The organism is Bradyrhizobium amphicarpaeae (assembly GCF_002266435.3).
GTDB lineage: Bacteria > Pseudomonadota > Alphaproteobacteria > Rhizobiales > Xanthobacteraceae > Bradyrhizobium > Bradyrhizobium amphicarpaeae.
Genome location: NZ_CP029426.2, coordinates 427,810 through 453,864 on the forward strand (window position 1 = coordinate 427,810; position 26,055 = coordinate 453,864).

Consider the following 26,055-nt stretch of genomic DNA (forward strand, 5'->3'; position numbering starts at 1 on the left):
CCGCGGCAACCCGGAGAGACCCGCAAATCGGCCTAATTTCCGCGAATTGCGGCCCTTGCTTAACCGGCCGGCCGGCGCCGGATCAGGAATTTCTGTAGTCCCTCCAGCACCAGCTCCTTGCGCTGGTTGAACACGGTGCTGCGCAGCGTCACCGCGCCAGTGGTGCGGCCCGGCACCAGCTCGGTGACCTCGAGCGCGGGGTAGATCGTGTCGTCGGCAAACACGGGCTTGAGGAACCGGCTTGACTGTTCGAGGAAGCCGACCAGGGACTCCTCGACCATGAACGGAAACAGGCCGGCGCCGGGTGCGGTGTGGATCAGGGTCTGGAAGCCGTGGGCGAGCAGATGCGGCATGCCGCGGCTGCGGCAATATTCGACATCGTAATGCACCGGATGGGTGTCGCCGCTCGCGGTCTGGAACGCGGCGAAGATCGCCGGGGTCTGCGTCCGGCTCGGGATCACGAAGCGCTCGCCGACGACGAAATCCTCAAACCAGCGCTGCGCCGGGATCATGCGATGCTGGGTCGGATCGAAATCGGCCATGTCCATGCTCTCTGCTCGTGGTCTGCCTATCGCTACCGCGGCGCGAAGAGTGCGACAACCCGCTCAATTCGGTGGCTGCGGGCTTGTCGCGGCGGCCCATGTCATTAAAACGACCGCAAGCGATCCTACCAGCCGATTCCCGACGCTCTCTCCACCGTCATTGCGGGCGCAGCGAAGCAATCCAGACTGCCTCCGCGGAAAGATTCTGGATTGCTTCGCTGCGCTCGCAATGACGATCCCTCACAGTTCGATCAATGCCCCTCTTCAAAAACCTCTCCGCCTATGACGATCGCTCCGCGCGCCTCGCCGGCATCGGGCTGATGGTGCTGTCGATCTTCATGTTCTCGTTCGGCGACGCCATGGGCAAGTTCCTGGTGGGCACCTATTCGGTGGGACAATTGCTGTTCCTGCGCGCCTGCGCGGCGCTGCTGCTGCTGTCGCCGCTGATCTGGACGCAGCGTCACCAGTTCCTGCAGCTGGAGCGGCCGGGCCTGCAGCTGTTTCGCGTCGTGCTGTCGACGCTGGAAGTCGCCGCCTTCTTCCTTGCGACCGTCTATCTGCCGCTCGCCGACGTCATCACCTATTATCTCGCCGGCCCCATCTTCGTCACCGCGATGTCGGCGATCTTCTTGAGGGAGAAGGTCGGTTGGCGGCGCTGGACTGCGATCCTGATCGGCTTCTGCGGCGTGCTGATCGCGCTGCGCCCGTCGGCGCAGACCGTCAGCCTGCCGGCGCTGATCGCGCTCGGCGGCAGCCTCTCTTTCGCGACCCTGATGCTGATTACGCGCAGCCTGCGCAAGACGCCCGATATCGTGATGGCGTCCTCGCAATTCGTCGGCACGTTTTCGCTCGGCGCGGTGCTGTCGGCGTTCAACTGGGTGCCGCCGACGGCCGGCAGCCTCGTGATCTTCGCCACCGCCGGGCTGATCTCGGTGACGGCGCTGTTCTGCGTCAACCGCTCGCTGAAGCTGGCGCCGGCCAGCGTCGTGGTGCCCTATCAATATTCGATGATCGTCTGGGCCGTGATCTTCGGCTTCGTCGTGTTCGGCGACGTGCCGTCGATGGCCACGCTCGTCGGCGCCGCCATCATCATCGGCGCCGGGTTCTACATTTACCTGCGCGAGCGGGATCTCGGGCGCCCGAGTGAGGAAGTGAATCCGCCGGCATAGCTCTTACCCTCCCCTGGAGGGGGAGGGTAAGCGCCGTCGCCTACCTCATCCTTCGCGCGCTGCTCCAGCTCTTCAGCGACGACCACACCCCGCGCGAGAGGCGGAAGCAGTCGACCGGCGTGGACGAGCCCAGCGCCAGGAAGCGATGCAGCTGCACGCCGCTCCACTGGAAGCCGCACTTCTCCAGCACGTTGCGCGAGGCCGGGTTGGTGACGCGCGCGCCGGCATAGAGGTGCTCGTCCTCGAACTCCTCGAAGAAGAAGTCGATCGCGCCGCGCGCGGCTTCGGTGGCAAAGCCGCGGCCCCAATGCGCGACGCCGAGCCAGTAGCCGAGCTCGGCATTCCCGGGCGTCGAGCAATCGATGCCGACCATGCCGACCGGCCCCGAATCGTGCTCGATCAGGAACACGGTCTCAGCTCCGAGCGAAGCCGTGGCGCGGATGAATGCGACCGCGTCGTCCTGCGAATAGGGATGCGGCAGGCGGCGGGTGTTTTCGGCGACGCGGCGGTCGTTGGCGAGGTGGGCGATGGTCCTGACGTCGGCCAGCGTCGGTCGCCGCAAGGTCAGCCGTTCGGTGGCGACGACGCTGGGTCTCGCCTCGGCCAGGGTCGCGCTCGAGAAATCCTGCAACATGTCCGGCTCCGTGAAAGTCACTAAATCAAAGTGAGCAAGTCAAAAGAAAAGGGGAGGCCGGTTTCCCGCCTCCCCTTGGAGCCTTCGATCTCAGTGATCTCAAGGACTCCGCCGGTTCGGTAGGACCCGGCGGACTCCGATGTGATCCGCCGTCTATTCAGCCGCCTCTGCGAGCGGGAGCACCGATACGAAAGTGCGGCCATTGGCTTTGGCCTGGAACGTGACGCGACCCTCGATCTTGGCGAACAGAGTGTGGTCCGTGCCCATGCCGACATTAAGGCCGGGATGCCAGGTGGTGCCGCGCTGACGTGCGATGATGTTGCCGGGAATCACGACTTCGCCGCCGAACGCCTTGATGCCGAGGCGCTTGCCCTTGGAATCGCGTCCGTTGCGCGATGAACCGCCTGCTTTTTTGTGAGCCATGGTTCGTCTCCGAAATCCTGCGCAAGATGATGCGCTTGTCTAGATCAATTCCTTGACGGAATCATTTCAAAATTTCTCACGCATCAATTCGTGAATTGGCGTGATCGATTTCGCGTTACTCGGCGGCTTCCGCTGCCGGCTCCTTCACCACCTTCTCCCGCTTCGGACGCGGGCCCTTGGTGGGCTTGGCGCCGTCGGTCAGGATCTCGGAGATGCGGAGCACCGTGATCTCGTCGCGATAGCCGCGCTTGCGGCGCGAATTCTTGCGGCGGCGCTTCTTGAACGCGATGACCTTGGGGCCGCGCTTGTGGTCGAGCACCTCGACCGCGACGGACGCGCCGGCCACCGTCGGAACGCCCAGGGTCGGCGTGTCGCCGCCGAGCACCAGGACTTCGCCCAGCTGGATGATCGAGCCGACTTCGCCTTCGATCTTGCCTACTTCGAGAACATCATCCGGCACGACGCGGTATTGCTTGCCGCCGGTTTTGATGACTGCGAACATCGTTTTTTCTCCGTGTTCAAATCCCGGCCTCGCGACTGATATCGTCCGGGCCGGCTTTTTGTCAGTCGCTATGGGTTTATGCGAGTTTTGTGCGGGCGGGAGTTATCCCTTTGAAAACCCACGCAAAAACAAGCGGCGCGAGAAACGCCCCGCGCCGGTTGCAGGACTTATAGCCGCCGGCCGCGCCAAGTCAAGGAAAAGCCGGCGAAAACCGCCCGGATTTGAGGGATTTGGCCCCGCCTGCGGCATTCCGCCAATTCGCCTGCGGCTTTGCAACAAACCGGTTCCGCCGCCGTTGTCACGGCCGGAACAGGAACGCGGGCAGCAAGGGGCCATCATGGCAACGGACGAACTGGTCAAGACGACGACGGGCATCGCCCATCACGGATCCGCGCGGCTGCCGTCGGTGGAGATCGACGGCTTCAACATCGAGTTGAAGGACGAGGACGGCTTTCTCGGCGACCGCGCCAGCAGGGGCGCCTTCCGCGAGATCCTCGAGCGCTGGCGCAAGCCGCTGCGCAAGACCGGCGAGGACCCGTTCGGCAAGGAGCCGAGCGAGGAGATCAGCAAGAAGACGCTGGATGCCATCCTGGTCGGCGACGACGTCGAGGCCTGGGCTGTGGTGCACAGCGCCATCGAGGATTTCGCCCAGGAGCTCGCCTATGTCACCCGGCGCTTCCTCAAGAGCAAGGCGTGGGCCAAGACCGAGCGCATCGTGGTCGGCGGCGGCTTCCGCGATTCCCGGCTCGGCGAGCTCGCGATCGCGCGCACCGAGATCATCCTGAAGTCCGAGGACTTCAAGATCGACCTGGTGCCGATCCGCCATCATCCCGACGAAGCCGGCCTGATCGGCGCGCTGCACCTGGCGCCGTCCTGGATCTTCGAGGCCCATGACAGCATCCTCGCCGTCGACATCGGCGGCACCAACATCCGCTGCGGCCTGGTCGAAACCGGCTGGAAGAAGGCCAAGGACCTCTCGAAGGCCAAGGTCGTGCATTCCGATCTGTGGCGCCATGCCGACGACGAGCCGACGCGCGAAGGCGCGGTGAAGCGCCTCACCAAGATGCTGAAGGGGCTGATCACCGAAGCCGAGAAGGAGGGCTACAAGCTCGCGCCCTTCATCGGCATCGCCTGTCCCGGCGTGATCAATGCCGACGGCTCGATCGAGAAGGGCGCGCAGAACCTGCCCGGCAATTGGGAGAGCAGCAAGTTCAACCTGCCCGCGAGCCTGATCGAGGGCATTCCTGAGATCGGCGAGCACGACACCGCGATCCTGATGCACAATGACGGCGTTGTGCAGGGCCTCTCCGAGGTGCCGTTCATGCAGGACGTCGATCGCTGGGGCGTGCTCACCATCGGCACCGGCCTCGGCAACGCCCGCTTCACCAACCGCCGCAAGGAGAACGGCAAGGACAAGGACTCCGCCGAGAACGGCAAGAAAAAAGCCAAGGACAAGAAGGACGACTAGCTCGCTCGAAGACGAGCCCCATCTGCCGCCACGCGAGAACTCCACCCCCTCTCCCGCGCTTGTCTCGCCGAAGCCCGCCTTCGGGCGAAGGCGGATGCGGGAGAGGGCCGGGGAGAGGGCTTCCTCCGCATTGGGGCTCTCTCGCCAAACCCCAGCGCCGCGCCCGAGTAACCTTGACCGGTTAGGTTAAGGACCGGATTGCATTGCGGCACGCCCGGCGCACGCTACGGTCGAATCGTCGCCTCACCTGGCCGGCGAAGCCGCCCTTCCCAGCCAGTATTTCAATGAGCGGCACCGGGACCGCCAGTGTTTACCGCGTCTGGCGGTCCCACCCCGTTTTTCGGCGCGCGCGAGCGGGCTCCTCGACAAGATCCCCATCTAGCGACGACCCGAGACCCTCATCCTGAGGGCCCGCCGCAGGCGGGCGTCTCGACGGATGGCCGCGAGACGAATGGCCCGCTCCAATGAGCCGCAGCCGTCACGCCCCTTCACCCGGCGGAGGCCAGGGATGATTCGGCTCGGAGGCGCTGCGCCTCACCCGGCACGTGCCAGTCGCCGTGTTGCCGGCACAAATTTCAAGAAATGCCGCCGAAACCTGCCGCTCCAGCCGCTGAGGCCGTCTGCCCGGCCGAAAACGGAGCTGATTTTCCTCTCCCCGCCTTGTCTGGCCCGCCATCCTCGCCTATTAACGCCCCCAACCACAGGGGCCCTGCTCCTTCCATGGCGCCTTCAGGAGAGGTGGCAGAGTGGTTGAATGCACCGCACTCGAAATGCGGCATAGGTGCAAGCCTATCGGGGGTTCGAATCCCTCCCTCTCCGCCATAAGTCCAAGAACACGCCCAAAATTCTTGGTCGCTCTTTCCGTACCGTCGACTTCGCCCGGCTCTGGATTGGCAGGCAACTACAGGTATTCGGCTTACGGGGGCCAACCTTGATAAAGAGGCCAGAATGGCCAAAAGTCGCGTGATTCGGGGAACGCAACTTGCAAAACATATCGGCCAAAGGCGCCAGATTTGGCTTCGGCCGCCACGTCGATTTGGCGCGTGCTGAGCCCGTGACGGTTAAGGATCAGTCAAGGCATGAGTAACGGTGATCTGAACTGGATCGCAAACTTCATCTGGGGCATTGCCGACGACGCTCTGCGTGATCTCTATGTTCGTGGCAAATATCGTGACGTGATCTTGCCCATGATGGTGCTGCGCCGTCTCGATGCGGTGCTGGAGCCCACCAAGGCCGCCGTGCTGGCGATGAAGGACAATCTCGACAAGGCGGGCATCACCAATCAGGACGCTGCGCTGCGCCAGGCGGCCGGACAAGCCTTCTACAACACCTCGCGCTTCAATCTGCGCGATCTCCGCAACCGCGCGTCGCAGGCCCAGCTGAAAGCCGATTTTGAAGCATTCCTCGATGGCTTTTCGCCGAACGTGCAGGTGATCCTCGACAATTTCGAATTCCGCAACCAGCTGCCGAAACTGTCGAAGGCCGACGTGCTGGGCACGCTGATCGAGAAATTTCTCGATAGCTCGATCAATCTCGGCCCGAAGCCGGTGTTGAACGGCGACGGCTCGGAGAAGCATCCCGGCCTCGACAACCACGCGATGGGCACGATTTTCGAGGAGCTGGTTCGCCGCTTCAACGAATCCAACAACGAAGAGGCTGGCGAGCATTGGACGCCCCGCGACGCCGTCAAGCTGATGGCGAAGCTGATCTTCGTGCCGATCGCCGATCAGATCCAGTCAGGCACTTATCTCCTGTATGACGGTGCCTGCGGCACCGGCGGCATGCTCACCGTCGGCGAGGAGACGCTGAAGGAGTTGGCCGCGCAGCACGGCAAGCAGGTCTCCACCCATCTGTTCGGGCAGGAGATCAACGGCGAGACCTACGCCATCGCCAAGGCCGATCTGCTGCTCAAGGGCGAAGGCGAAGAGGCCGACAACATGGTCGGTGGGCCGGAGTGGTCCACGCTTGCGAATGATGCTTTTCCGTCCCGGGAATTCGACTTCATGTTGTCGAATCCGCCCTACGGCAAGAGCTGGAAGAGCGATCAGGAGCGCATGGGCGGCAAAGCCGGCCTGCGCGATCCGCGCTTCGTGATCGAACATGCCGGCGATCCGGAATACAGTCTCGTCACCCGTTCAAGCGACGGGCAGATGATGTTCCTGGCGAACATGCTGTCTAAGATGAAGCACGATACGCCATCGGGATCGCGCATCGCCGAGGTTCACAATGGCTCGTCGCTGTTCACCGGCGATGCAGGCTCTGGCGAAAGCAATGTGCGGCGCTGGGTCATCGAGAATGACTGGCTGGAAGCCATCGTCGCGCTGCCGCTCAACATGTTCTACAACACAGGCATCGCCACCTATGTCTGGGTGCTGTCGAACCGCAAGCCCGGTCCCCGGCGTGGCAAGTTGCAATTGATCGACGCAACCCAATGGTTCAAGCCGTTGCGCAAGAATCTCGGCAAGAAGAATTGCGAGCTGACCGATGCCGATATCGAGCGCATTCTCGACGCCTTCATGTCATTCGGCGAGAGCGAGCAATCCCGCATCTTCGATAATGCCGAGTTCGGCTATTCCAAGGTGACGGTCGAGCGGCCTCTGCGGGCCGCGGGCATTGACGCGACGCGGGCCTATACTCCGAAGGAGATCAAGGCGCTGAAGGAAGAGGGGCGCATTGCCGAGGACGGCGCGCCGGTGATCCGTAAGATTCACAAGGCGGACAAGGTCGAAGCCGACCCGCTGCATGGATTGTTCCCTCTCGTCATCGATGGCAAGAGCTGCGTGGTTGAATACGAGCCGGACAGTGATCTGCGCGATACCGAGACTGTGCCGCTCAAGGAGCCCGGCGGGATCGAGGCGTTCATTCGCCGCGAGGTGCTGCCGCATGCACCCGACGCCTGGGTCGACGAGACCAAAACGACGATCGGATATGAGATCAGCTTCACACGCTATTTCTACAAGCCGCAGCCGCTGCGCCCGCTGGAGGCGATCCGCGCCGATATCTGGGCGCTGGAGCGCGAGACCGAGGGGTTGATGAGCGAACTCATCGGAGCTGCCAGATGATCGACGGACTTCGTCCCTATCCGGAGATGAAGCCGAGCGGCTTGGCCTGGCTTGGCGACGTGCCGGCGCATTGGGACGTGCTGCGCAGCAAATATGCTTTTCGGGAAGTCGATTGTCGCTCGATGACGGGCGAGGAGACTCACTTGTCGATGAGCCAAAGACTGGGACTTGTGCCTGCGAGCCTCGTCGAAAAGTCTCTCGTTTCCGAGAGCTACATCGGTGCGAAGCTTGTCGAAAAGGACGATCTCGTTCTCAACCGCCTCAAGGCGCACCTCGGAGTTTTCGCGTACGCGAAGCTGCCCGGCTTGATAAGCCCGGACTATACGGTGCTGCGGCCCAAGCCGCGCGCCAGCGTGAGATTCTTTGAATATGTTTTGAAGTCCTCGGCATGCCGCGTCGAACTTCGAATCAGGGCCAAGGGTATCGTTGAGGGGTTCTGGCGCCTTTACACGGATGACTTCTACGACATTCGTTTGCCGATGCCGCCGCTCGACGAGCAGCGGCTGATCGTGCGGTTTCTGGATTGGCATGGCGCGCAGACGGCGAAGCTGATCCGCGCCAAGAAGAAGATCTCCGCGCTTTTGAACGAGCAGAAGCAGGCGATCATCCATCGCGCAGTCACCCGCGGCCTCGATCCGAACGTAAACCTGAAGCAGTCGGGTGTTCCTTATCTTGGCGGTGTGCCTGCGGGGTGGAGGTTGACCCGGTTGAAGCACGTTTGCAGAATCAATCCATCCAAGATGGCGATCAAAAGCCGCGCTCCTGAAGACCTCGCGACTTTTCTTCCCATGGAGCGTGTCAGTAGTGACGGGAAGATAGATAGCAGTCTTCAATCACCGATCTCTGAGCTTGCAAATGGCTTCACGTATTTCGAGCGAAATGATGTCATTCTAGCGAAAATTACGCCGTGCTTTGAAAACGGAAAAGGTGCGGTTCTGGATCGACTACCTACCGAAGTTGGCTTTGGGTCGACCGAATTTATCGTCTTGCGTGCAACATCCGCGATTTATCCGAGGTTTCTCTATCTTTTGACGTTTGAAGCGCAGTTTCGCCGTTTGGGCGTTGAGTCGATGACTGGCTCTGCTGGTCAACAGCGCATTTCACCGGACTTTGTTGCAAACTATTTCGTTGCGCTTCCAGAGCGGGACGAACAAGTTCGAATAGTTGATAGCCTGCAGTCAGCGATACGCGAGTTCGATGCCGCAATTGATGCCGCCCATACGGAGGTCGCGCTTATCCAAGAATTCCGCACGCGTCTGATCTCCGACGTCGTCACGGGTAAGCTCGATGTCCGGACCTTCGCGGCAAGCCTGCCCGAGACGACCGAAGCTGAGCCCATCAGCGATGTTGCTGAAGGCGATGATCTCGAAGAAGCCGCCGAGGACACCGAAAGCGAGGAGGCAGCCGCTTGACAATGCCCGTTCCGGCGCAGCCCAAAATCTATCACATAGTGCACATCGACAATTTGGCGTCGATTGTCGCGGATGGTTGTCTATGGTCGGACAAAGTAATGGTTGGGCGCGGCGGGCCACCTGCCAATATTGGAATGCCAACGATCAAAGCGGCGCGATTGATTATGTCTGTGCCGTGCCACGATGGGACATTCGTCGGAGAATATGTGCCGTTCAATTTCTGTCCGAGATCTGTCATGCTGAGCATAATCTGGTATGCAAACCATCCAAATCTGACCTATCGCGGTGGGCAGGAACCGATAATTCATCTGGAGGCGGATCTGCTTTCGACCGTCGCTTGGGCGGAAAAGAACAATCGGCGCTGGGCTTTCAGTCTGGCGAATGCGCGGGCCGCTTATACGCAGTTCCGAACTGGGGCGGATCGGTTCGGCGATATAAACTGGAATGCTGTCGCCACGTCCAATTTCAAGGCTCCAGACGTGAAGGAGGCCAAGCAGGCCGAGTTTCTTGTCGAAGAGTCGTTTCCTTGGCACCTTGTTGATAGGATCGGAGTTCACTCGCAGGAAATGGCAACACGGGCATCCGCAGCCACTCAAAGCGCGGCACACAAGCCGCCGATCGAAGTGAAACGAGGGTGGTACTATTGAATGAGGAGGAGATGATCGAATTCACCAGCGGTGATCTTTTGGCTGCCGACGTCGAGGCGCTCGTCAACACCGTCAATTGCGTTGGGATCATGGGCCGGGGCCTCGCGCTCCAGTTTAAGAACGTCTTCCCGGCGAACTTCAAAGCTTACGAGGCCGCCTGTGCCCGCGAGGAAGTACAGCCGGGCAAGATGTTCGTGTACGAAACTCGGACGCTGACAAACCCGAAGTTCATCATCAACTTCCCGACCAAGCGCCATTGGCGCGGCAAGAGCCGGATGGAGGACATCGAGTCCGGGCTCAAGGCGCTGGTCGAAGAGATTCGCGAGCGCGGCATCCGTTCCATCGCAATCCCACCGCTGGGCAGCGGCCTCGGCGGCCTGAATTGGGCCGACGTGCGTCCCCGGATCGTCGCGGCATTGGACAAACTCGATGATCTCGACGTGATCGTCTATGAGCCCAACAGCGCGCCGGTGGCCACCCGGTCGCGCGAGGTGCCTAAGATGACGGCCGGCCGCGCCGCTCTCGTCGGTCTGATGCACCGCTATCTCGGCGGTCTGATGGACCCGTTCGTCACGCTGATCGAAGTGCAGAAGCTCATGTACTTCATGCAGGAGGCGGGGGAGCCCCTTCGGCTTACCTACATCAAGCATAATTACGGCCCCTATGCCGACAATCTGCGTCATGTGCTGACGAAGATCGAGGGACACCTCGTCTCCGGCTATCACGATGGCGGAGACGCGCCCGACAAGCAGCTTGAGCTGGTTCTCGGTGCCGTGAAGGAGGCCGAAGCGTTCTTGAGCGATGATGGCGGCACCAAGTCTCGCTTCGATCGTGTGGGTGAGCTGGTCGAAGGTTTCGAAACGCCGTTCGGACTTGAACTGCTTGCTACTGTTCATTGGGTCGTGAAGCACGAGAACGCGGCCAGCGCCGAGGATGCGGCGGCGAAAGTCTATGCCTGGAACGACCGCAAGAAGCGCTTCTCGCCGCGCCAGATAGGCATTGCCTATGACACCCTTCGCGCGAAGGGATGGCTGACGGCGGCATGACCACGGACATCTCGGAGAAGGGCCTTGAGGCCCTCATCGTCGCCGACATGACCGGCCGAAAGGCATCGGCCAGCGGCGGATTCTCCGAGGACCCCGATCCATTCGCCGGCCTGCACAATTGGCTGCTCGGCGACCCCAAGGCCTATGATCGGGTATGGACGGTCGATCTTGTGCAATTGCGCGCCTTCATCGCCGCGACACAGCCGCTCTTGGTCCCGGCGTTCGATCTCGACCATGACAGCCCTGTCAGGCAGAAATTCCTTGCGCGGCTTCAAGGCGAGATCGGCAAGCGCGGCGTCATCGACGTGCTGCGCAAGGGCCTGAAGCACGGCGCGCATAATGTCGATCTGTTTTATGGTACGCCGTCGCTGGGCAATCCCAAGGCGGCTGAACGCTTTGCGCTGAACCGGTTCTCGGTAACCCGCCAGCTCCGTTACAGCCGCGACGACACCGCCCATGCGCTCGATCTCGCGCTGTTCATCAACGGCCTCCCGATCGCAACGTTCGAACTCAAGAATAGTCTGACGAAGCAGACGGTTGAAGACGCCGTCGAGCAATACAAGCGCGACCGTGATCCGCGTGAAAAGCTCTTCGAGTTCGGCCGCTGCATCGTGCATCTTGCGGTGGACGATGCGCAGGTCATGTTCTGCACCCAGCTCAAGGGCAAGGCATCATGGTTCCTGCCGTTCAACAGGGGCTGGAATGATGGCGCCGGAAATCCGCCGAATCCGGCCGGGATCAAGACCGACTATCTCTGGAAGGATATTCTGACGCCCCTCGGCTTGACGGACATTGTTGAGAACTACGCTCAGATCGTCGAGCGTAAGGACCCCAAGACCAATCGGACTAAGCGGGATCAGCTTTTCCCGCGGTTCCATCAGTTGGACGTGGTTCGTAAGCTGCTGGCCGACGCCAGGGCGAAGGGTGCAGGCCGGCGCGTGCTGATCCAGCACTCGGCCGGGTCTGGCAAATCGAACTCGATCGCCTGGCTGGCCCATCAGTTGGTGCGGCTCGCGAACGCCGCCGGCCAGGTATTCGATTCCGTAATCGTCGTCACCGACCGCCGCATCCTCGATCAGCAGATACGCGACACCATCAAGCAGTTCGCGCAGGTCGGCGCCACCGTCGGCCATGCCGAGCATTCCGGCGATCTCCGTCGTTTCATTGCCGACGGCAAGAAGATCATCATCACCACGGTTCAGAAATTCCCGTTCATCCTCGATGACATCGGCTCCCAGCACAAGGATCGTCGCTTCGCGATCATAATCGACGAGGCGCATTCAAGCCAGGGCGGCAGGGCCGCGGCTGCCTTGAACGCGGCTCTAACCGGTGCGGAGGACAGCGACGAGGACGACACCGTCGAGGATAAGATCATCGCGATCATGGAGAGCCGCAAGATGCTCCCCAATGCAAGCTATTTCGCGTTCACCGCAACGCCCAAGAACAAGACGCTGGAGATCTTCGGCGAACCCTGGCCAGAGGGTGACAAGGTCAAGCATCGTCCGTTCCACAGCTACACCATGAAGCAGGCGATCCAGGAAGGTTTCATCCTCGACGTGCTTCGCTATTACACGCCCGTCAACAGCTATTATCGCCTGGTCAAGACGGTCGAAGCCGATCCGGAATTCGACACCAAGCGCGCGACCAAGAAGCTCCGCCGCTATGTCGAGAGCAACAGCCACGCTATCCGTCTCAAGGCCGAGATCATGGTCGACCACTTCCACGAGCAGGTGCTCGCATTGAATAAGATCGGCGGTCAGGCGCGGGCGATGGTGGTTACCTCAGGCATTGAGCGCGCGATAGAGTACTATCAGGCGGTGAGCGCCTATTTGATCGAACGTAAGAGCCCCTACCGTGCGATCGTTGCTTTCTCTGGTGAGCATGAATTCAAGGGTGCGAAAGTCACCGAAGCCAGCCTCAACGGCTTCCCTTCAAAGGACATCGCCGACCGGATTGAAGTCGATCCCTATCGTTTCCTGATCTGCGCCGACAAGTTCCAGACCGGCTATGACCAGCCGTTGCTGCACACGATGTACGTAGACAAGGCGTTGTCGAGCATCAAGGCGGTGCAGACGCTGTCCCGCCTCAACCGCGCGCATCCGCAGAAGCATGATACGTTTGTGCTCGACTTCATGAATGATGCCGAGACGATCCGGGCTGCGTTCGATACGTTCTATCGGACTACAATCCTCAGTGACGAGACCGACCCGAACCGGCTTCACGATCTCAAAGCCGGCCTCGATGAGCATCAAGTCTATGAGCCCGCCCAGATCGAGCAGCTCGTCGGGCTGTATCTTGACGGTGCGGATCGCGACCGGCTCGATCCCATCCTGGATGTTTGCGTTGAGACCTATGTGAGTGAGCTCGACGAGGACGGTCAGGTCGATTTCAAAGGCAAGGCCAAGGCGTTTACTCGAACCTACGCCTTCATTTCCTCGCTTTTGCCCTACACCAACGCTGATTGGGAGAAGCTCTCGATCTTCCTGAACTTCTTGGTCCCGAAGCTGCCGGCTCCGCGGGAAGAGGATCTGTCCAAAGGCATTCTCGAAGCCATAGACATGGACAGCTATCGGGTCGAGAAGCAGGCCACGCAACGAGTGCAATTGATCGACCAGGACGCCGAAATTGATCCCGTGCCGACCGATGGCGGAGGGCACCGGGCCGAGCCCGAGCTTGATCGCCTGTCCAACATCATCCGCAGCTTCAACGACTTGTTCGGTAACATCACCTGGGCCGACACCGACCGTATCCGCCACCTGATTGCGACCGTGATCCCCGACAAGGTGGCCGCAAACCCGGCCTATCAAAACGCTCAGAAAAATTCAGACAAGCAGAACGCTCGGATCGAGCACGATAAAGCATTGGCGAGCGTCATCATCGGATTGATGAAGGACGACACCGAGTTGTTTAAGCAATTCAGTGACAATCCCGAATTCAAGCGCTGGCTCACCGACACCGTTTTCACAGCGACGTACGACCGTCCCACGCCATAGTCGTCGTGGGACACTCTGCTGAAGAGATGCAGCTTGAATGTGGACGCGTGCACATCAAGCTTATCAATGGTGATATTATGCCCCTGTTTTGCCCGACGAAGCAAATGATGCGCACCAATCCGAGATGCCCATTGCCCCGCTAAGCAGCCAATTTCACCCCTCCTAACCCCTTGATCTTCCACGCCCCGTCTACTGTGCATGGGGTTGTTTTCGCACTTTTTGCTATCCTATGGCACAAGCCCGCGAGCGTAACGTCACGGCAACCGCCTTTCTCCCGGCCGTGTCGCCACCAAGCGAGACCACCATGCACTCTTCCGCCACCGGCTGGGGCAATGGCCTCCTCGGCGTCGTCATCTTCAGCGGCTCGCTGCCGGCGACGCGGGTTGCGGTCGGCGGGTTCTCGGCGCTGTTCCTGACCTCGGCGCGCGCGGTCATCGCGGCGCTGATCGGGGTGGCCGTGCTCGGCCTGCTCAGGCAGGCGCGGCCGCAGGCCAGCGATCTCGTCTCGCTCGCCATCGTCGCGATCGGCGTGGTGGTCGGCTTTCCGCTGCTGACGGCGCTGGCGCTGCAGCACATCACGTCCGCGCATTCGATCGTCTTCATCGGCCTGCTGCCCTTGTCGACCGCGATCTTCGCCGTGCTGCGCGGCGGCGAGCGGCCGCAGCCGCTGTTCTGGCTGTTCGCCGGTCTCGGCAGCGCCACGGTGGCCGGCTTCGCTCTGTCCGGCGGCGGCTCGGCCTCGCTCACCGGCGACCTGCTGATGGTCGCCGCGATCGTGCTGTGCGGCCTCGGCTATGCCGAAGGCGCCGCTCTGTCGCGCCGGCTCGGCGGCTGGCAGGTGATCTCCTGGGCGCTGCTGCTCGCGCTGCCGCTGATGGTGCCGCTCGCGCTTCTCACCTGGCCCGGGAGCTGGAGCGGCATCTCCGCGCCCGCCTGGATCGGGCTCGCTTACGTCTCGATCTTCAGCATGTTCGTGGGCTTCATCTTCTGGTACCGCGGGCTCGCGATCGGCGGCATCGCCCGCGTAGGCCAGCTGCAGCAGCTCCAGCCGTTCTTCGGCCTCGCGCTTGCGGGCCTGCTGCTGCACGAGCCGGTCGCCTGGAGCATGATCGTCGCGACCGGCCTCGTGGTCGCCTGCGTGTTTTTCGCGCGGCGGTTTGCGTGAGGCTTGTGCCTCACGCCTGTCCCATCACCGTCCGCGTCAGCGCGCCCTTGGCGAACTTCTTCAGCGGCATCGGCTTGCCGAACAGGAAGCCCTGCACGAGGTCGAAGCCGAGCTCGTTGGCGGCGACGAGGTCGGCCCGGCTCTCCACCCCCTGCGCCACGCTGCGCGCGCCAAAGCCCTGCGCCAGCTCGACGATGTGGCGGCACACCGTGCGCTTCAGCCGGTCGCTGCCGCTGCCGGTGACGAATTGCCGGTCGGCCTTCAGCTTGACGAAGGGAATCCTGTCCTTGTCCATCAGCGCCGGCCAGTTGGCGCCGAGATTGTCGATCGACAGGCCGATATTGTGCAGCCCGACCTCGCGCGCGACCTCGGTGAGGTGGTCGAGATCGAGGATCGCCTCCTCGCTGTCGATCTCCACCGTCAGCCCGCCGAAGGCCGGATGCGTCGGCATCCGGCGGCAGAGATCGCGCACCGCCTGCGGCTCCTTCAGATAGGACGCGGGCAGGTTGATCGAGAGGTCGACCGGGGTCTGCCGCTCCAGCAGGTAATGCCAGTCCTGCATGGCGCGCTCGATCACGAATTCGGAGAGCGCACGCAGATGCGGATCGCTCTCCTCGGGAATGAAATAGGCCGGCGGCACCACGCCCCAGGTCGGGTGCCGCATCCGCACCAGCGCCTCGGCGCCGCTGCGCACCAGCGTGCGCGCGTCGATCTTGGGCTGGTACCAGAGCTCGAGCCAGCCGGCATGCAGGGCCTCGCCGACATGCACGGCCGGGCTCGGCGCCGGCTCCTCCGGCAGCAGCATCGCGACGCGCTCGCGCAGCGTCTCCGCCGCAAAGGGCGTGGTCAGCGGCGGCAGCATCGCAAGGCCATATTCCTCGCCGACCTGCCGCACCGCCCGGACGATGATCGATTCGCGCGCGCCGACGGCGAGCACCTTGCCGGCGAACGCCTCGCGCACCAGCACTTCCAAAAATTTCCCCGGCTCGATGCCGTCGGCGGCGACGCCGAGCAGGATCAGGTCCGGCAATCCGGTGGCGAGCACGGTCTGCAGTTCGTCGGAGCTGGCGCATTCGCATGTGACGAAGCCGAGATCCTCCAGCACCTCGATGAGGAACGCGCGCAGATGCCGCTTGCTGTCGGCCACGCAGGCGCGCGGCGTCACCTTTCGCCGTCCGAAGGTCACAGGCCTTCGTTCGACGAGTTCAACCATCCCATCGTCCATCACTATACCACTCCCGTTCCGTGACGTTTCTTAAACGGCGGGCACGGGTTCAAATAAGGAGAGTTTCAGGTCTTCACTGGATTATCTGGGTAACCTTAAACCCTCCAATTCGCGCTAAGCTTTCGACAAACGCCGTCTGCCGCCGAACCGGGATCACGCAGAGTGTGAAGCGCATCACACGCGCCTTGCTGCAGCTGCGCTATTGCTCGGCACAGCGGTGGTGGGCTGTGTCGAGGATTACGACGATGACGATGCGGCGAATGATGGCGTGGTGGTTCAGGGTGGTGATGTCGGGGCGATTTCTCGATCGCTTCCTGTGCCTGCCGCGCGCGCCCTAGAGCATGATCCGGAAAAATGCGCGGCGGTCGAAGCGCGCGCTCAGGTCTGCCCGATCAATTTGCGAAACGCCGCGGCGCCTTCCTGCACCGCGTCGCGGCCCTTCCAGGCCAGATAGGTCAGCTTGCCGCCGAGCGTGTCGTGGCTGCGCAGCCGGCGCGAGCCGAGGATGTGGCCGACGTTGGACGGGAAGCGGGCCACCTCGGCGGACACCAGCGCCGCGATCGCGTCCATCAATTGCTGCAGCCGGATTCCCCATTCGTGACCCTCGATGCCGTCGATGCGCACCTTGAGGGAATATTCGGTGTCGTAGATCTCGGCGAGCAGGTCGCGGGCGACCAGCACCCGGTTGTGACGGAGCGCGATCCGAAGCGCGAGGCGCTTGTCGTCGAGCCGGTCGAGCACCATGTGGACGACGCAGGCATAGGGCGTGGCAGCGATATCAGCGGCGCTCTTGCTCGCGGCGGCCTTGGTGGCGAGACGCGACAATTGCCAGGGCGTGGCCAGGCGCCGCGCCACCAGTGCCAGCGCGAAAGGAAGCGCCTCGGCATTCGCCTTGCCGAAGGCGTCGAGCTGCGCCGTGATCTGGGCAACCCGGCCGTCGTCGAACTTCGCGATCTTCTCGGGCAGTTTTTCGTTGAATTTCGTCAGCACGTTGCCGGCGCGCAGCACGTGCTGCATCTTCCTGACGTCGTCGAAGGCGGTGCGCGAGGCCGTGTATTGCGCGAGCTTGCCGCGCGCGAACTCGGTGCTCTCCGCTGATGCGAAGGTGCTCTCGAGCACCTTGACGACCTTGGTCTGGAACGTCGAGGCGATCTTCAGGACTTCCTTCGGATTGTTGGCGGCAACCTGGTCATTGATCGCCTTGATGTAGTCGCGAGCCATGGTCGGCAGCAGGTCGCGGCAGATCCATTCCCAGATCGGCGTGAGGGTGTTGCGCGAGATCCGCCCCATGTTGGGGTGCTCGGGCGCGCCGTCGATCAGGAACAATTCGAGCGGGGCGAAGAAATAGCGCGAAGGGCTCGTGGCGCGCGCCTGGGTCGATCCGTCCTTGCGAAACTCGGCGCGCAGGCGCGACTGGATCTCGGGCGAGCCGGGCATGTCGATGCCGCACAGTTCGAGCCGCTCGAGTTCACTGAGCAGACAGCTGCGCGACAGCGGCGTCAGCCTCTGCAGGAATTCGGACAGCCGATCGATCTCGTCCATTGCACGCAATCTATTGCAGCGTTTCCCGCAGGCGTGCGGGCCCAATGCGTGGAGGCATTTGCGCGCTCTCAACTTCCCCTAAGAGAAGCAAGTCGCCGTTAATTAATCCGTAAAAAACCCCGGGGCGGCGCGGGACGAAGGCCGCCGTTAAGGACAATGTGGCCGTCTGCCCAAGTTTTTGGCGAAAAACTCAACCCCTGCATGGTCGGGCGCCGCGCGACGCAAGCACAAATTGTGCCGGTATCGCGACTTCAACGCAAAACCGACAAAATCACCGTAGTCTTACGGAGCAAAAAGTTAACCACAGACCGCTCCCGGTTCCGCTAAACGAGTGACATGGGGTCACAGAATGATACGGCCACCGATTCGCGGCCGTCGGAATGGCACGAAGGCAGCACTGCTCCTCCTGACGAGCTCGATTTCGTCCGCCTGGGCGCTGCCCGGGCCAAGGCCGCCGACGAAATGGCCGCTGCCATCGCCCGCGAGCTCAACGGCCCCCTGACTGCCCTGCTGCTCTACATGGGCGAGATCAAGCATCACAGCGATCAACTCGCGCCCGTGACCGGCGACCGTGCCTATTTGCAGCGGGTGGTCGAGAACGCGCTGGCACAAACCGAGCGCGTCTGCGGCCTGGTCAAGCAGCTGGCCGGCCCCCACAAGGGCGGCTTGTCGAAGCCGCCCGGCGCCGAGGACGCAGAATCGAAGACCGTCCGCGCCCAGCAGACCCAGCGCGTGCCGAGCGCCGAACTCCTCGGCCCGTCGGGTCAGAAGCGGCTGACCAAGCGCGAGCGCGAAGTGCTGAGACTGATCAGCGAAGGCTATTCGAACAAGCAGGGCGCGCTTCGGATGCAGATCAGTCCGCGCACGTTCGAGAGCCATCGCGCCGAGGCGATGCGCAAGCTTGGCGCGCGCAACACCGCGGATCTGGTCCGCGCGGCGCTGCTGCACCCGATCGACTGAGGCTGCTGTGTCGCGTCGCCGGCAGGCGGTGCGGACGAGGCCCCGAGGGATCTCCCGGGACGTCTCAAAAACCCGATCGCGCTCAGAAATAGTCTTCGGCGAAGGGACGCGCGCGCGAGGCGGGACGCAGCGGCTTGATCTCTTCCTTCGGCCCGTTCGGGATGATCGTGATGGTCCAGCGGGGCGGCATGCTCGATTCCTGCTCCAGCACCGAACGCACGAAGCCGGTCACCGTGGACTCGCCAGCCTTCACCGTCGCCATCCGGCCGTTGAACTGTGCGATGCGGAAGCGGCGAACCTCTTTCTGGTCCGCAGTCTCGTAGGTGAACATGGAAAACCCTCCTGGTTTTCCGGGACTATCGCGACCTATGATTAGCCATCTGTGAAGATCCCAAGCCGTAGAAGTACGGCGGGGATGCACGTGGCTGCGCTAGCCCTGCGGCTCCTGCGCGCGCGCGGCGGCATAGGCGGCGTCCATCCGGTCCAGGAGATCGCGGAATTCGCCATCGCCGAGCTCCGCTGCGGACCTCTCCAGTCGCAGCGCCAGCGCCGCGAGCCTGACATAGCCGAACGTCCCAGCCGCGCTCTTCAGCGAATGCGCCTCGCGCGCGATTCTGGCGCGGTGCTGCGCCAGCGAGAGCGTGCGGAACGATTGCAGCCGCGCGCAGGTCTCGCTCCAGAACACTTCGCGCACTTCGCAGGCACCGTCCTCGCCGATCTCGCGCACCAGCGCTTCGTACGCGTGCGGCTCGCGCGCCGGCTCGGCCTCGATCGCCTTCTGCGCGGGCGCGACGGTGACTTCAAACATGGGCCTGCTGCCTTGATCACGGGTCATTTGTCGCGCTGCACCTCCCGGCACGCGCGCTGCTCCGTGTCTACGGCATTCGAATTTCAGTTCCGGTAGCGGGACACGAGGTGTTTGCAGGCCGGCATTAGCCGGCGGTTTACCATGCGCGCGGCGGTCAGTGCGCGCCGAGCAACCGGTCGTACTGGGCCTTCACGATGGCGTAGCATTCGCAAGCCGTCTGGCGCAGGCCCTCGAGGTTGGTGATCTGGATGTGCCCGCGGCTGTAATGGATGAAATCGGCCTGTTGCAGGGTGTTGGCGACCAGCGACACGCTGTTGCGCCGCGCGCCGATCATCTGCGCCATGGCCTCCTGGGTCAGCAGCAGCCGGTGGTCGCCGGAGAGGTCATGCGTTTGCAACAGGCAGCGTGACAGTCGCGACTCCACGGGATGGGCAGCATTGCAGCCTGCGGTCTGCTGGACCTGGGCGTAGACCGCCAGCCCGTGACGCGTCAGCAACGTGCGCAGGGTACCGCTCTGGTCGGCGGCGATCCGCAGCCGGTCGAGATCCATCACCGACGCGACGCCCGGAACCAGCACGACTGCGGTGTTCAGCGCGCAGGCATCGCCCGTTGCCGAGAACGCCCCGAGCAGGCTGCCGCGGCCGATCATGGCGACCTGCACATGCTCGCCCTTGGCGAGTTTCACCACCAGCGAGATGACGCCGCGGTGAGGAAAATAGGCGCGCTTCAGCACCTCGCCGGTCTCGACCAGCACCGCGTCGTGGGGCAGATCGACTGTTCGCAGATGCGAGCGGATGGATTCATAGTCGTCTGCCGACAGTGCGGACAGGAAGCCGTTGGCCGGGCGCACCATCGTTTCCAAAGCTGCCTCCGTTCCCGCATCAGCAATGAGCGACCGGCGACATCACCCTGCGCCGTCGTAGGCTCCATCATCTTCGTGCCGGGATATATTGGCAATTGGGACAAGTTGTCCGACCACCGCGCCCCCCTGCCAGGCTGCGTGCACGCCGGCATACAGCCGATTGCGCCGAGCCGTCGTCACGGCTCCGCTCCCGCCAGCCGCAGGTGGTAGGCGTTCACGGCCGAATAGCAGTCGCAGGATGTCGTCTCTAGCGCTTGACGATCGACGATTCCGATCCGGCCATGGCTGTGGTGAATGATGCCGGCCCGCTGCAGCGCATGCGCGACAAGAGAGACGGCATTGCGCCGTGCGCCCAACATCTGCGCCAGCGCCTCTGACCATTTCGACTGCCGCGAGATGCGGAGGCAGCAGATCGAGGCCTGCCGCGTCGAGCATTCGCAGCATTTGGTTGGACGGGCGGCCACTCGCGGTCATCGAAGGTCAATCCAGCGTGTGCGATGCTCGATCGGGTGCGAAGCCCGTTCGTCATCTAGTTGTGCAGCGATAAAAACGCATTGTAAAGGTTGCGTTGCTTCCATATACCTGCTGGGGGGCAGACAGGCTGCAGCATTTGCGGCGGAAATAAGAACGGCGCGCTGATTCGCTCTTGAGCCGGTGCGGCGGTCCTGCAGGAGTTGTGCGGGAAAATCCGGCAAGGGGACTTTCATGAGCCCGAAGCATTGCATTCGCCCTGCGACCAGACGCCGCTCGATCCGTGCAGTCCGGTTCGTTGGATCAGCAATCACAGTCATCCAATGTTGCCATGGAGCCTGGCGTCGCATGGCCGCGAATTTCGCGTCCATCTTCCCCGCGCCGCCAATGACTTTCGCGACCGCCCATCGTCCGACTGAAAGCAAAGGAGAAAGGCGTGCCCCACGGTTCGATTATTGAATCGCCGAAACGGGAAGCTCAAACGGGGACAGAAGGTCTGCGCCATATTCTCGTTGTCGACGATGACCCGATGGTGTGCATGGCCATCGAAGTCTATCTCCAGCGCAACAACTTTCGGGTGACGATTGCCGAGGGAGGTGAAGCCGGACTGCGCGCTCTCGAACACCAGCAATTCGATCTGATGATCATCGATATCTTCATGCCGCACATGCGCGGGTTCGAATCGATCCGGATCTTCCACGAGCTGGCGCCGGTCATTCCGCTGATCGCGATGTCCGGCTACGCCTTTGCGAATCTGAATTCGCCTGCACCCGATTTCCTCCGGATGGCGCTTGAGCTCGGCGCCGCACGCTGTCTGCGCAAGCCGTTCACGCCGCACGCGCTGCTCGCCGCCATCAACGATTGCCTGGCCGAGCATCGACCCGACGACGACCTCGCCTCGGTCTCGCGATTGGGTTAGCGCGGCGCGGCCCGCCATGGCCACGGGGTAACCGTTCGTTTACCGCGTGTGCGGACCACGCAGGTCGCTGCGTCAACACGCACGAACCGGCGCGACTGCGCCTCAGGTTGCGGGCGGCTCGGTTCGATGCCCCGCAGGCCGACCCTATCGTCCTTCACGAGCGGGGCTTTCCAGCGCGCCTGGCCCGCTGTTATCGGCCCGTTTACCTCATGCATCGCCGCCGTTGCGGCGTTGAGCCGGTTTTGCCGAAAGGCGCTACCGCACGCCGTCGAACCGCAAACTTCTCTTCAATATCCGTATTAGCACGGAGGATGAAATTAACGGGACTGTGAAAGGGGATGTCTAACGATCGAGAGTAGGGCTTCCGTCCATGCCAAAGGTGGCGTGGGCGTCGAGGTCCCAGGGTCAGGGCAGTAAGGCGTAGCTCATGGATGATCTGTTGCGGGAGTTTCTGACGGAGACCAGCGAGAGCCTGGACACCGTGGACAATCAGCTGGTGAAGTTCGAGCAGGAGCCGAACAACGCCAAGATCCTGGATAACATCTTCCGCCTGGTCCACACCATCAAGGGCACCTGCGGCTTCCTCGGACTGCCCAGGCTCGAAGCGCTGGCCCATGCCGGCGAGACCCTGATGAGCAAATTCCGCGACGGCATGCCGGTGACGGCGGACGCGGTGTCGCTGATTCTGGCTTCGATCGACCGGATCAAGGAGATCCTGGCCGGTCTCGAGGCGACCGAAGCCGAGCCCGAGGGCAACGACCGCGATCTGATCGACCAGCTGGAAGCGATGGTCGAGCGGGGCATGGCGGCCATGTCAGCGTCGGCGCAGCCGATCGCGTCAGGCTCGGCGCAGCCGATGCCGGCTGCTGCTGCCGCCGCTCCCGTCACGGAAGCACCGCCGCTGGTGCCGGAAGCGCCGGTCGCCGCAGCGCCTGCAAAGGAGATGACTTCGGGCACGCTGATCGACCAGACGCTGGAGCGTCCACTGCGTCCGGGCGAAGTCTCGCTCGACGATCTCGAACGTGCCTTCCGCGAGACCGCGATCGAAGCGGCGGCGGTCGTTGCTCAGACCGAGCCCGCACCGGCGGCCGAAGCGCCCGTCGCCGAGAAAGCAAAACCTGCCAAGGAGAAGGCCGCGCCGAAGAAGGCGATGGCCGAGGAGGGCGCCGGCGAGGGTGCCAGCATCGCCAACCAGTCGATCCGCGTCAACGTGGACACGCTGGAGCATCTGATGACCATGGTCTCCGAGCTGGTGCTGACCCGCAACCAGCTGCTGGAGATCTCCCGCCGCAACGAGGACACCGAGTTCAAGGTGCCGCTGCAGCGCCTGTCCAACGTCACCGCCGAGCTGCAGGAAGGCGTCATGAAGACGCGCATGCAGCCGATCGGCAATGCCTGGCAGAAGCTGCCCCGCATCGTCCGCGACCTCTCGGGTGAACTCGGCAAGCAGATCGAACTGGAGATGCACGGCGCCGACACCGAGCTCGACCGCCAGGTGCTCGATCTGATCAAGGACCCGCTCACCCACATGGTGCGCAACTCCGCCGATCACGGCCTCGAGACCCCCGCCGAGCGCCTCGCCTCCGGCAAGGGCGAGCAGGGCACCATCCGCCTGTCCGCCTATCATGAGGGCGGCCACATCATCATCTGCATCGCCGACAACGGCCGCGGTCTCAACACCGACAAGATCAAGGCCAAGGCGATCTCGAGCGGCCTCGCCACCGAGGCCGAGCTCGAGAAGATGAGCGAAGCCCAGATCCACAAGTTCATCTTCGCGCCCGGCTTCTCGACCGCCGCCGCCATCACCTCGGTCTCGGGCCGCGGCGTCGGCATGGACGTGGTGCGTACCAATATCGACCAGATCGGCGGCACCATCGACATCAAGTCGGTGGCCGGCGAGGGAAGCTCGGTCACCATCAAGATCCCGCTGACGCTCGCCATCGTCTCCGCGCTGATCGTCGAAGCCGCCGGTGATCGCTTTGCGATCCCGCAGCTCTCGGTGGTCGAGCTGGTCCGTGCCCGCGCCAACAGCGAGCACCGCATCGAGCGCATCAAGGACACCGCGGTGCTGCGTCTGCGCAACAAGCTGCTGCCGCTGATCCATCTCAAGAAGCTCCTCAAGATCGACGACGGCGCGGCCTCCGATCCCGAGAACGGCTTCATCGTGGTGACCCAGGTCGGCAGCCAGACCTTCGGCATCGTCGTCGACGGCGTGTTCCACACCGAAGAAATCGTGGTCAAGCCGATGTCGACCAAGCTCCGTCACATCGACATGTTCTCCGGCAACACCATCCTCGGCGATGGCGCCGTGATCATGATCATCGACCCCAACGGCATCGCGAAGGCGCTCGGCGCCGCCGGCTCCTCGGCCCACGACATGGGTGACGAGAACGGCGCCCATCACATCGGCTCGGGCGAGCAGACCACCTCGCTGCTGGTGTTCCGCGCCGGCTCGTCCCAGCCCAAGGCGGTCCCGCTCGGCCTCGTCACGCGCCTGGAAGAGCTGCCCGCCGACAAGATCGAGTTCTCCAACGGCCGCTACATGGTGCAGTATCGCGAGCAGCTGATGCCGCTCGTCGCGATGGACGGCGTCACCATCGCCAGCCAGGGCGCCCAGCCGATCCTGGTGTTCGCCGACGACGGCCGCTCCATGGGCCTCGTCGTCGACGAGATCATCGACATCGTCGAGGAACGGCTCAACATCGAGGTCGGCGGCTCGGCTAGCGGCATCCTCGGCTCAGCCGTGATCAAGGGCCAGGCCACCGAGGTGATCGACGTCGGCCACTTCCTGCCGATGGCGTTCTCCGACTGGTTCACCCGCAAGGAGATGAAGCCGTCGCTGCACTCGCAGTCGGTGCTGCTGGTCGACGACAGTGCGTTCTTCCGCAACATGCTGGCCCCGGTGCTCAAGGCGGCAGGTTACCGCGTCCGCACTGCGCCGACCGCGCAGGAGGGCTTAGCTGCCCTGCGCGCCCAGACCTTCGACGTGGTGCTGACCGACATCGAGATGCCCGACATGAACGGGTTCGAGTTCGCCGAGACCATCCGCTCGGACAACAATCTGGGCTCGATGCCGATCATCGGCCTGTCGGCGCTGGTGTCGCCGGCGGCGATCGAGCGCGGCCGTCAGGCCGGCTTCCACGACTATGTCGCCAAGTTCGACCGTCCCGGTCTGATCGCGGCGCTGAAGGAACAGACCGCGAGCGCCGCCGGCGCCTCCGATCTGAGCCGGGCGGCAGCGTAACGGACAGGATCAGGAGACACCCAACATGACCAGCAAGAGCAAGACCCAATCCGCCGAAGGCGCCATGGTCGAATACGTCACCGCGATGATCGGCGGCCAGCTGTTCGGCCTGCCGATCTCCCGCGTCCAGGACGTGTTCATGCCCGAACGCGTCACCCGCGTTCCCTTGTCCTCGCGCGAGATCGCGGGCGTGCTGAACCTGCGCGGCCGCATCGTCACCGTGGTCGACATGCGCGCCCGTCTCGGCCTGCCGCAGCCCGAGGACGGCAAGGTGCCGATGGCGGTCGGCGTCGATTTGCGCGGCGAATCCTACGGCCTGCTGATCGACCAGATCGGCGAAGTGCTGCGCCTGCCCGAGGCCGGCATGGAGGAAAACCCCGTCAACCTCGACCCCCGCATGGCCAAGCTCGCCGGCGGCGTCCACCGTCTCGACGGCCAGCTCATGGTCGTCCTCGACGTCGACCGCGTCCTCGAGCTCGAAACCAGAGTGCAAATGGCTGCGTAAACTGACACCAACGAAAGCCGAAGTCGGAGAGGAAAAATGAAGACTTGTTTGGTTGTTGACGATTCCAGCATCGTCCGGAAAGTCGCCCGCCGGATCGTCGAGGCGCTCGGCTTCCAGGTGATCGAAGCTGAAGATGGCGTCGAGGCTCTGGTCCACTGCAAGAAGGCGATGCCGGAAGCCATCCTGCTCGACTGGAACATGCCCGTCATGGACGGTTTCCAGTTTCTCGGCACGCTGCGCCGCATGCCCGGCGGCGACGAGCCCATGGTCGTGTTCTGCACCACGGAAACCGGCATCGATCACATCACGAAGGCAATGGGTGGTGGTGCCAACGAGTACATCATGAAGCCCTTCGACAAGGACATCGTGATGGCGAAATTCCAGGAAGTCGGTCTGATCGCGCTGGACGAACAAACCGCCGCTTGAGACGCCTTCGTTAACTTCAAGAGGTCTTCC

At 62.9% G+C, this 26,055-nt stretch carries 24 protein-coding genes and 1 tRNA gene; 15 read left to right on the forward strand and 10 right to left on the reverse strand.

Translation table 11 applies throughout. The features are described 5' to 3' along the window. Positions 1-59: 59 nt before the first annotated feature. Complete coding sequence (locus CIT40_RS02070) at positions 60-542, reverse strand: MaoC family dehydratase (RefSeq protein ID WP_094890759.1); 483 nt, start codon at positions 540-542, stop codon at positions 60-62. A 254-nt stretch (positions 543-796) separates the two neighbouring features. Here CIT40_RS02070 and CIT40_RS02075 point away from each other — a divergent pair, with 254 nt between their 5' ends. Beyond that, positions 797-1,711: a DMT family transporter gene (locus tag CIT40_RS02075; RefSeq protein ID WP_094890760.1), complete on the forward strand. Its 915-nt coding sequence runs from the start codon at positions 797-799 to the stop codon at positions 1,709-1,711. A gap of 40 nt (positions 1,712-1,751) precedes the next feature. On the opposite strand, the gene CIT40_RS02080 is transcribed toward CIT40_RS02075, so the two are convergent. The 3 genes from CIT40_RS02080 to rplU all read right to left on the reverse strand — a co-directional run bounded on the left by CIT40_RS02080 (position 1,752) and on the right by rplU (position 3,270). After that, positions 1,752-2,345 (reverse strand): GNAT family N-acetyltransferase, encoded by a 594-nt coding sequence (locus CIT40_RS02080; protein ID WP_162307314.1) that lies wholly within the window; start codon positions 2,343-2,345, stop codon positions 1,752-1,754. A gap of 153 nt (positions 2,346-2,498) precedes the next feature. Further along, a complete protein-coding gene (gene rpmA / locus CIT40_RS02085; protein WP_008137923.1) occupies positions 2,499-2,768 on the reverse strand; it encodes a 50S ribosomal protein L27 in 270 nt (89 codons plus the stop codon). A gap of 115 nt (positions 2,769-2,883) precedes the next feature. Continuing rightward, entirely contained in the window at positions 2,884-3,270 is a 387-nt protein-coding gene (gene rplU, locus CIT40_RS02090) for a 50S ribosomal protein L21 (protein WP_094890762.1), read from the reverse strand. A 337-nt stretch (positions 3,271-3,607) separates the two neighbouring features. Here rplU and CIT40_RS02095 point away from each other — a divergent pair, with 337 nt between their 5' ends. The 8 genes from CIT40_RS02095 to CIT40_RS02130 all read left to right on the forward strand — a co-directional run bounded on the left by CIT40_RS02095 (position 3,608) and on the right by CIT40_RS02130 (position 15,063). Continuing rightward, entirely contained in the window at positions 3,608-4,738 is a 1,131-nt protein-coding gene (locus tag CIT40_RS02095; RefSeq protein WP_094890763.1) for an ROK family protein, read from the forward strand. Positions 4,739-5,470: 732 nt separating this feature from the next. Beyond that, positions 5,471-5,560: transfer RNA gene (locus tag CIT40_RS02100), tRNA-Ser, on the forward strand. 257 nt (positions 5,561-5,817) lie between these two features. Further along, on the forward strand, positions 5,818-7,800 hold the full coding sequence (locus CIT40_RS02105; RefSeq protein WP_094890769.1) for a type I restriction-modification system subunit M: 1,983 nt from the start codon (positions 5,818-5,820) through the stop codon (positions 7,798-7,800). Continuing rightward, entirely contained in the window at positions 7,797-9,212 is a 1,416-nt protein-coding gene (locus CIT40_RS02110; protein WP_094890770.1) for a restriction endonuclease subunit S, read from the forward strand. Before CIT40_RS02105 ends, CIT40_RS02110 begins: the two co-directional genes overlap by 4 nt. Positions 9,213-9,214: 2 nt before the next feature. Next, entirely contained in the window at positions 9,215-9,859 is a 645-nt protein-coding gene (darT, locus tag CIT40_RS02115) for a type II toxin-antitoxin system toxin DNA ADP-ribosyl transferase DarT (RefSeq protein WP_094890771.1), read from the forward strand. 11 nt (positions 9,860-9,870) lie between these two features. Next, positions 9,871-10,905 (forward strand): type II toxin-antitoxin system antitoxin DNA ADP-ribosyl glycohydrolase DarG, encoded by a 1,035-nt coding sequence (gene darG / locus CIT40_RS02120; protein WP_094890781.1) that lies wholly within the window; start codon positions 9,871-9,873, stop codon positions 10,903-10,905. Then, positions 10,902-13,898, forward strand: coding sequence for a type I restriction endonuclease subunit R (locus CIT40_RS02125; protein WP_094890782.1), 2,997 nt, complete (start codon positions 10,902-10,904; stop codon positions 13,896-13,898). The genes darG and CIT40_RS02125 overlap by 4 nt, the downstream gene beginning before the upstream one ends. Before the next feature lie 304 nt (positions 13,899-14,202). Beyond that, positions 14,203-15,063 (forward strand): DMT family transporter, encoded by an 861-nt coding sequence (locus CIT40_RS02130; RefSeq protein ID WP_094890783.1) that lies wholly within the window; start codon positions 14,203-14,205, stop codon positions 15,061-15,063. Positions 15,064-15,073: 10 nt separating this feature from the next. Here the strand turns inward: CIT40_RS02130 and CIT40_RS02135 are convergent, their stop codons facing one another. Both CIT40_RS02135 and CIT40_RS02140 read right to left on the reverse strand, forming a co-directional pair. Next, positions 15,074-16,288 (reverse strand): EAL domain-containing response regulator, encoded by a 1,215-nt coding sequence (locus CIT40_RS02135; RefSeq protein ID WP_094890772.1) that lies wholly within the window; start codon positions 16,286-16,288, stop codon positions 15,074-15,076. 378 nt (positions 16,289-16,666) lie between these two features. Further along, a complete protein-coding gene (locus CIT40_RS02140) occupies positions 16,667-17,830 on the reverse strand; it encodes a hypothetical protein (RefSeq protein ID WP_094890773.1) in 1,164 nt (387 codons plus the stop codon). Positions 17,831-18,166: 336 nt separating this feature from the next. On the opposite strand from CIT40_RS02140, the gene CIT40_RS02145 reads away from it, so the two are divergent. Next, positions 18,167-18,790 carry a response regulator transcription factor gene (locus tag CIT40_RS02145; protein WP_094890774.1) on the forward strand — a complete coding sequence of 208 codons (624 nt, stop codon included), beginning with the start codon at positions 18,167-18,169 and terminating at the stop codon, positions 18,788-18,790. Between the two features lie 82 nt (positions 18,791-18,872). Here the strand turns inward: CIT40_RS02145 and CIT40_RS02150 are convergent, their stop codons facing one another. The 4 genes from CIT40_RS02150 to CIT40_RS02165 form a co-directional block, all read right to left on the reverse strand. Continuing rightward, entirely contained in the window at positions 18,873-19,121 is a 249-nt protein-coding gene (locus tag CIT40_RS02150) for a hypothetical protein (RefSeq protein WP_094890775.1), read from the reverse strand. Positions 19,122-19,220: 99 nt separating this feature from the next. Then, on the reverse strand, positions 19,221-19,598 hold the full coding sequence (locus CIT40_RS02155; RefSeq protein ID WP_162307315.1) for an Hpt domain-containing protein: 378 nt from the start codon (positions 19,596-19,598) through the stop codon (positions 19,221-19,223). 154 nt (positions 19,599-19,752) lie between these two features. After that, positions 19,753-20,451 carry a Crp/Fnr family transcriptional regulator gene (locus CIT40_RS02160; RefSeq protein ID WP_193550924.1) on the reverse strand — a complete coding sequence of 233 codons (699 nt, stop codon included), beginning with the start codon at positions 20,449-20,451 and terminating at the stop codon, positions 19,753-19,755. 185 nt (positions 20,452-20,636) lie between these two features. After that, positions 20,637-20,774 carry a hypothetical protein gene (locus CIT40_RS02165; protein ID WP_244612026.1) on the reverse strand — a complete coding sequence of 46 codons (138 nt, stop codon included), beginning with the start codon at positions 20,772-20,774 and terminating at the stop codon, positions 20,637-20,639. On the opposite strand from CIT40_RS02165, the gene CIT40_RS02170 reads away from it, so the two are divergent. The 5 genes from CIT40_RS02170 (at position 20,715) to CIT40_RS02190 (ending at position 26,025) form a co-directional block, all read left to right on the forward strand. Further along, on the forward strand, positions 20,715-20,837 hold the full coding sequence (locus tag CIT40_RS02170; RefSeq protein ID WP_283810134.1) for a hypothetical protein: 123 nt from the start codon (positions 20,715-20,717) through the stop codon (positions 20,835-20,837). The genes CIT40_RS02165 and CIT40_RS02170 overlap by 60 nt on opposite strands. Before the next feature lie 530 nt (positions 20,838-21,367). Beyond that, complete coding sequence (locus CIT40_RS02175) at positions 21,368-21,850, forward strand: response regulator (RefSeq protein ID WP_094890778.1); 483 nt, start codon at positions 21,368-21,370, stop codon at positions 21,848-21,850. 427 nt (positions 21,851-22,277) lie between these two features. Continuing rightward, on the forward strand, positions 22,278-25,094 hold the full coding sequence (locus CIT40_RS02180) for a hybrid sensor histidine kinase/response regulator (RefSeq protein ID WP_094890779.1): 2,817 nt from the start codon (positions 22,278-22,280) through the stop codon (positions 25,092-25,094). A 25-nt stretch (positions 25,095-25,119) separates the two neighbouring features. Next, positions 25,120-25,599 (forward strand): chemotaxis protein CheW, encoded by a 480-nt coding sequence (locus CIT40_RS02185; protein WP_109862211.1) that lies wholly within the window; start codon positions 25,120-25,122, stop codon positions 25,597-25,599. Between the two features lie 36 nt (positions 25,600-25,635). Next, positions 25,636-26,025 carry a response regulator gene (locus CIT40_RS02190; RefSeq protein ID WP_094897326.1) on the forward strand — a complete coding sequence of 130 codons (390 nt, stop codon included), beginning with the start codon at positions 25,636-25,638 and terminating at the stop codon, positions 26,023-26,025. Positions 26,026-26,055 lie beyond the last annotated feature (30 nt).

Bases quoted from the DNA above. Each gene is read 5' to 3' on its own strand.
- CIT40_RS02145 (WP_094890774.1), top strand. From the start codon at position 18,167: ATGGGGTCACAGAATGATACGGCCACCGATTCGCGGCCGTCGGAATGG.
- CIT40_RS02095 (WP_094890763.1), top strand. From the start codon at position 3,608: ATGGCAACGGACGAACTGGTCAAGACGACGACGGGCATCGCCCATCAC.
- CIT40_RS02125 (WP_094890782.1), top strand. From the start codon at position 10,902: ATGACCACGGACATCTCGGAGAAGGGCCTTGAGGCCCTCATCGTCGCC.
- CIT40_RS02155 (WP_162307315.1), bottom strand. From the start codon at position 19,598: ATGTTTGAAGTCACCGTCGCGCCCGCGCAGAAGGCGATCGAGGCCGAG.
- CIT40_RS02080 (WP_162307314.1), bottom strand. From the start codon at position 2,345: ATGTTGCAGGATTTCTCGAGCGCGACCCTGGCCGAGGCGAGACCCAGC.
- rpmA (WP_008137923.1), bottom strand. From the start codon at position 2,768: ATGGCTCACAAAAAAGCAGGCGGTTCATCGCGCAACGGACGCGATTCC.
- CIT40_RS02190 (WP_094897326.1), top strand. From the start codon at position 25,636: ATGAAGACTTGTTTGGTTGTTGACGATTCCAGCATCGTCCGGAAAGTC.
- darG (WP_094890781.1), top strand. From the start codon at position 9,871: ATGATCGAATTCACCAGCGGTGATCTTTTGGCTGCCGACGTCGAGGCG.
- CIT40_RS02105 (WP_094890769.1), top strand. From the start codon at position 5,818: ATGAGTAACGGTGATCTGAACTGGATCGCAAACTTCATCTGGGGCATT.
- darT (WP_094890771.1), top strand. From the start codon at position 9,215: ATGCCCGTTCCGGCGCAGCCCAAAATCTATCACATAGTGCACATCGAC.
- rplU (WP_094890762.1), bottom strand. From the start codon at position 3,270: ATGTTCGCAGTCATCAAAACCGGCGGCAAGCAATACCGCGTCGTGCCG.
- CIT40_RS02130 (WP_094890783.1), top strand. From the start codon at position 14,203: ATGCACTCTTCCGCCACCGGCTGGGGCAATGGCCTCCTCGGCGTCGTC.
- CIT40_RS02075 (WP_094890760.1), top strand. From the start codon at position 797: ATGCCCCTCTTCAAAAACCTCTCCGCCTATGACGATCGCTCCGCGCGC.
- CIT40_RS02180 (WP_094890779.1), top strand. From the start codon at position 22,278: ATGGATGATCTGTTGCGGGAGTTTCTGACGGAGACCAGCGAGAGCCTG.
- CIT40_RS02185 (WP_109862211.1), top strand. From the start codon at position 25,120: ATGACCAGCAAGAGCAAGACCCAATCCGCCGAAGGCGCCATGGTCGAA.
- CIT40_RS02160 (WP_193550924.1), bottom strand. From the start codon at position 20,451: ATGGTGCGCCCGGCCAACGGCTTCCTGTCCGCACTGTCGGCAGACGAC.
- CIT40_RS02110 (WP_094890770.1), top strand. From the start codon at position 7,797: ATGATCGACGGACTTCGTCCCTATCCGGAGATGAAGCCGAGCGGCTTG.
- CIT40_RS02135 (WP_094890772.1), bottom strand. From the start codon at position 16,288: ATGGACGATGGGATGGTTGAACTCGTCGAACGAAGGCCTGTGACCTTC.
- CIT40_RS02150 (WP_094890775.1), bottom strand. From the start codon at position 19,121: ATGTTCACCTACGAGACTGCGGACCAGAAAGAGGTTCGCCGCTTCCGC.
- CIT40_RS02140 (WP_094890773.1), bottom strand. From the start codon at position 17,830: ATGGACGAGATCGATCGGCTGTCCGAATTCCTGCAGAGGCTGACGCCG.
- CIT40_RS02070 (WP_094890759.1), bottom strand. From the start codon at position 542: ATGGCCGATTTCGATCCGACCCAGCATCGCATGATCCCGGCGCAGCGC.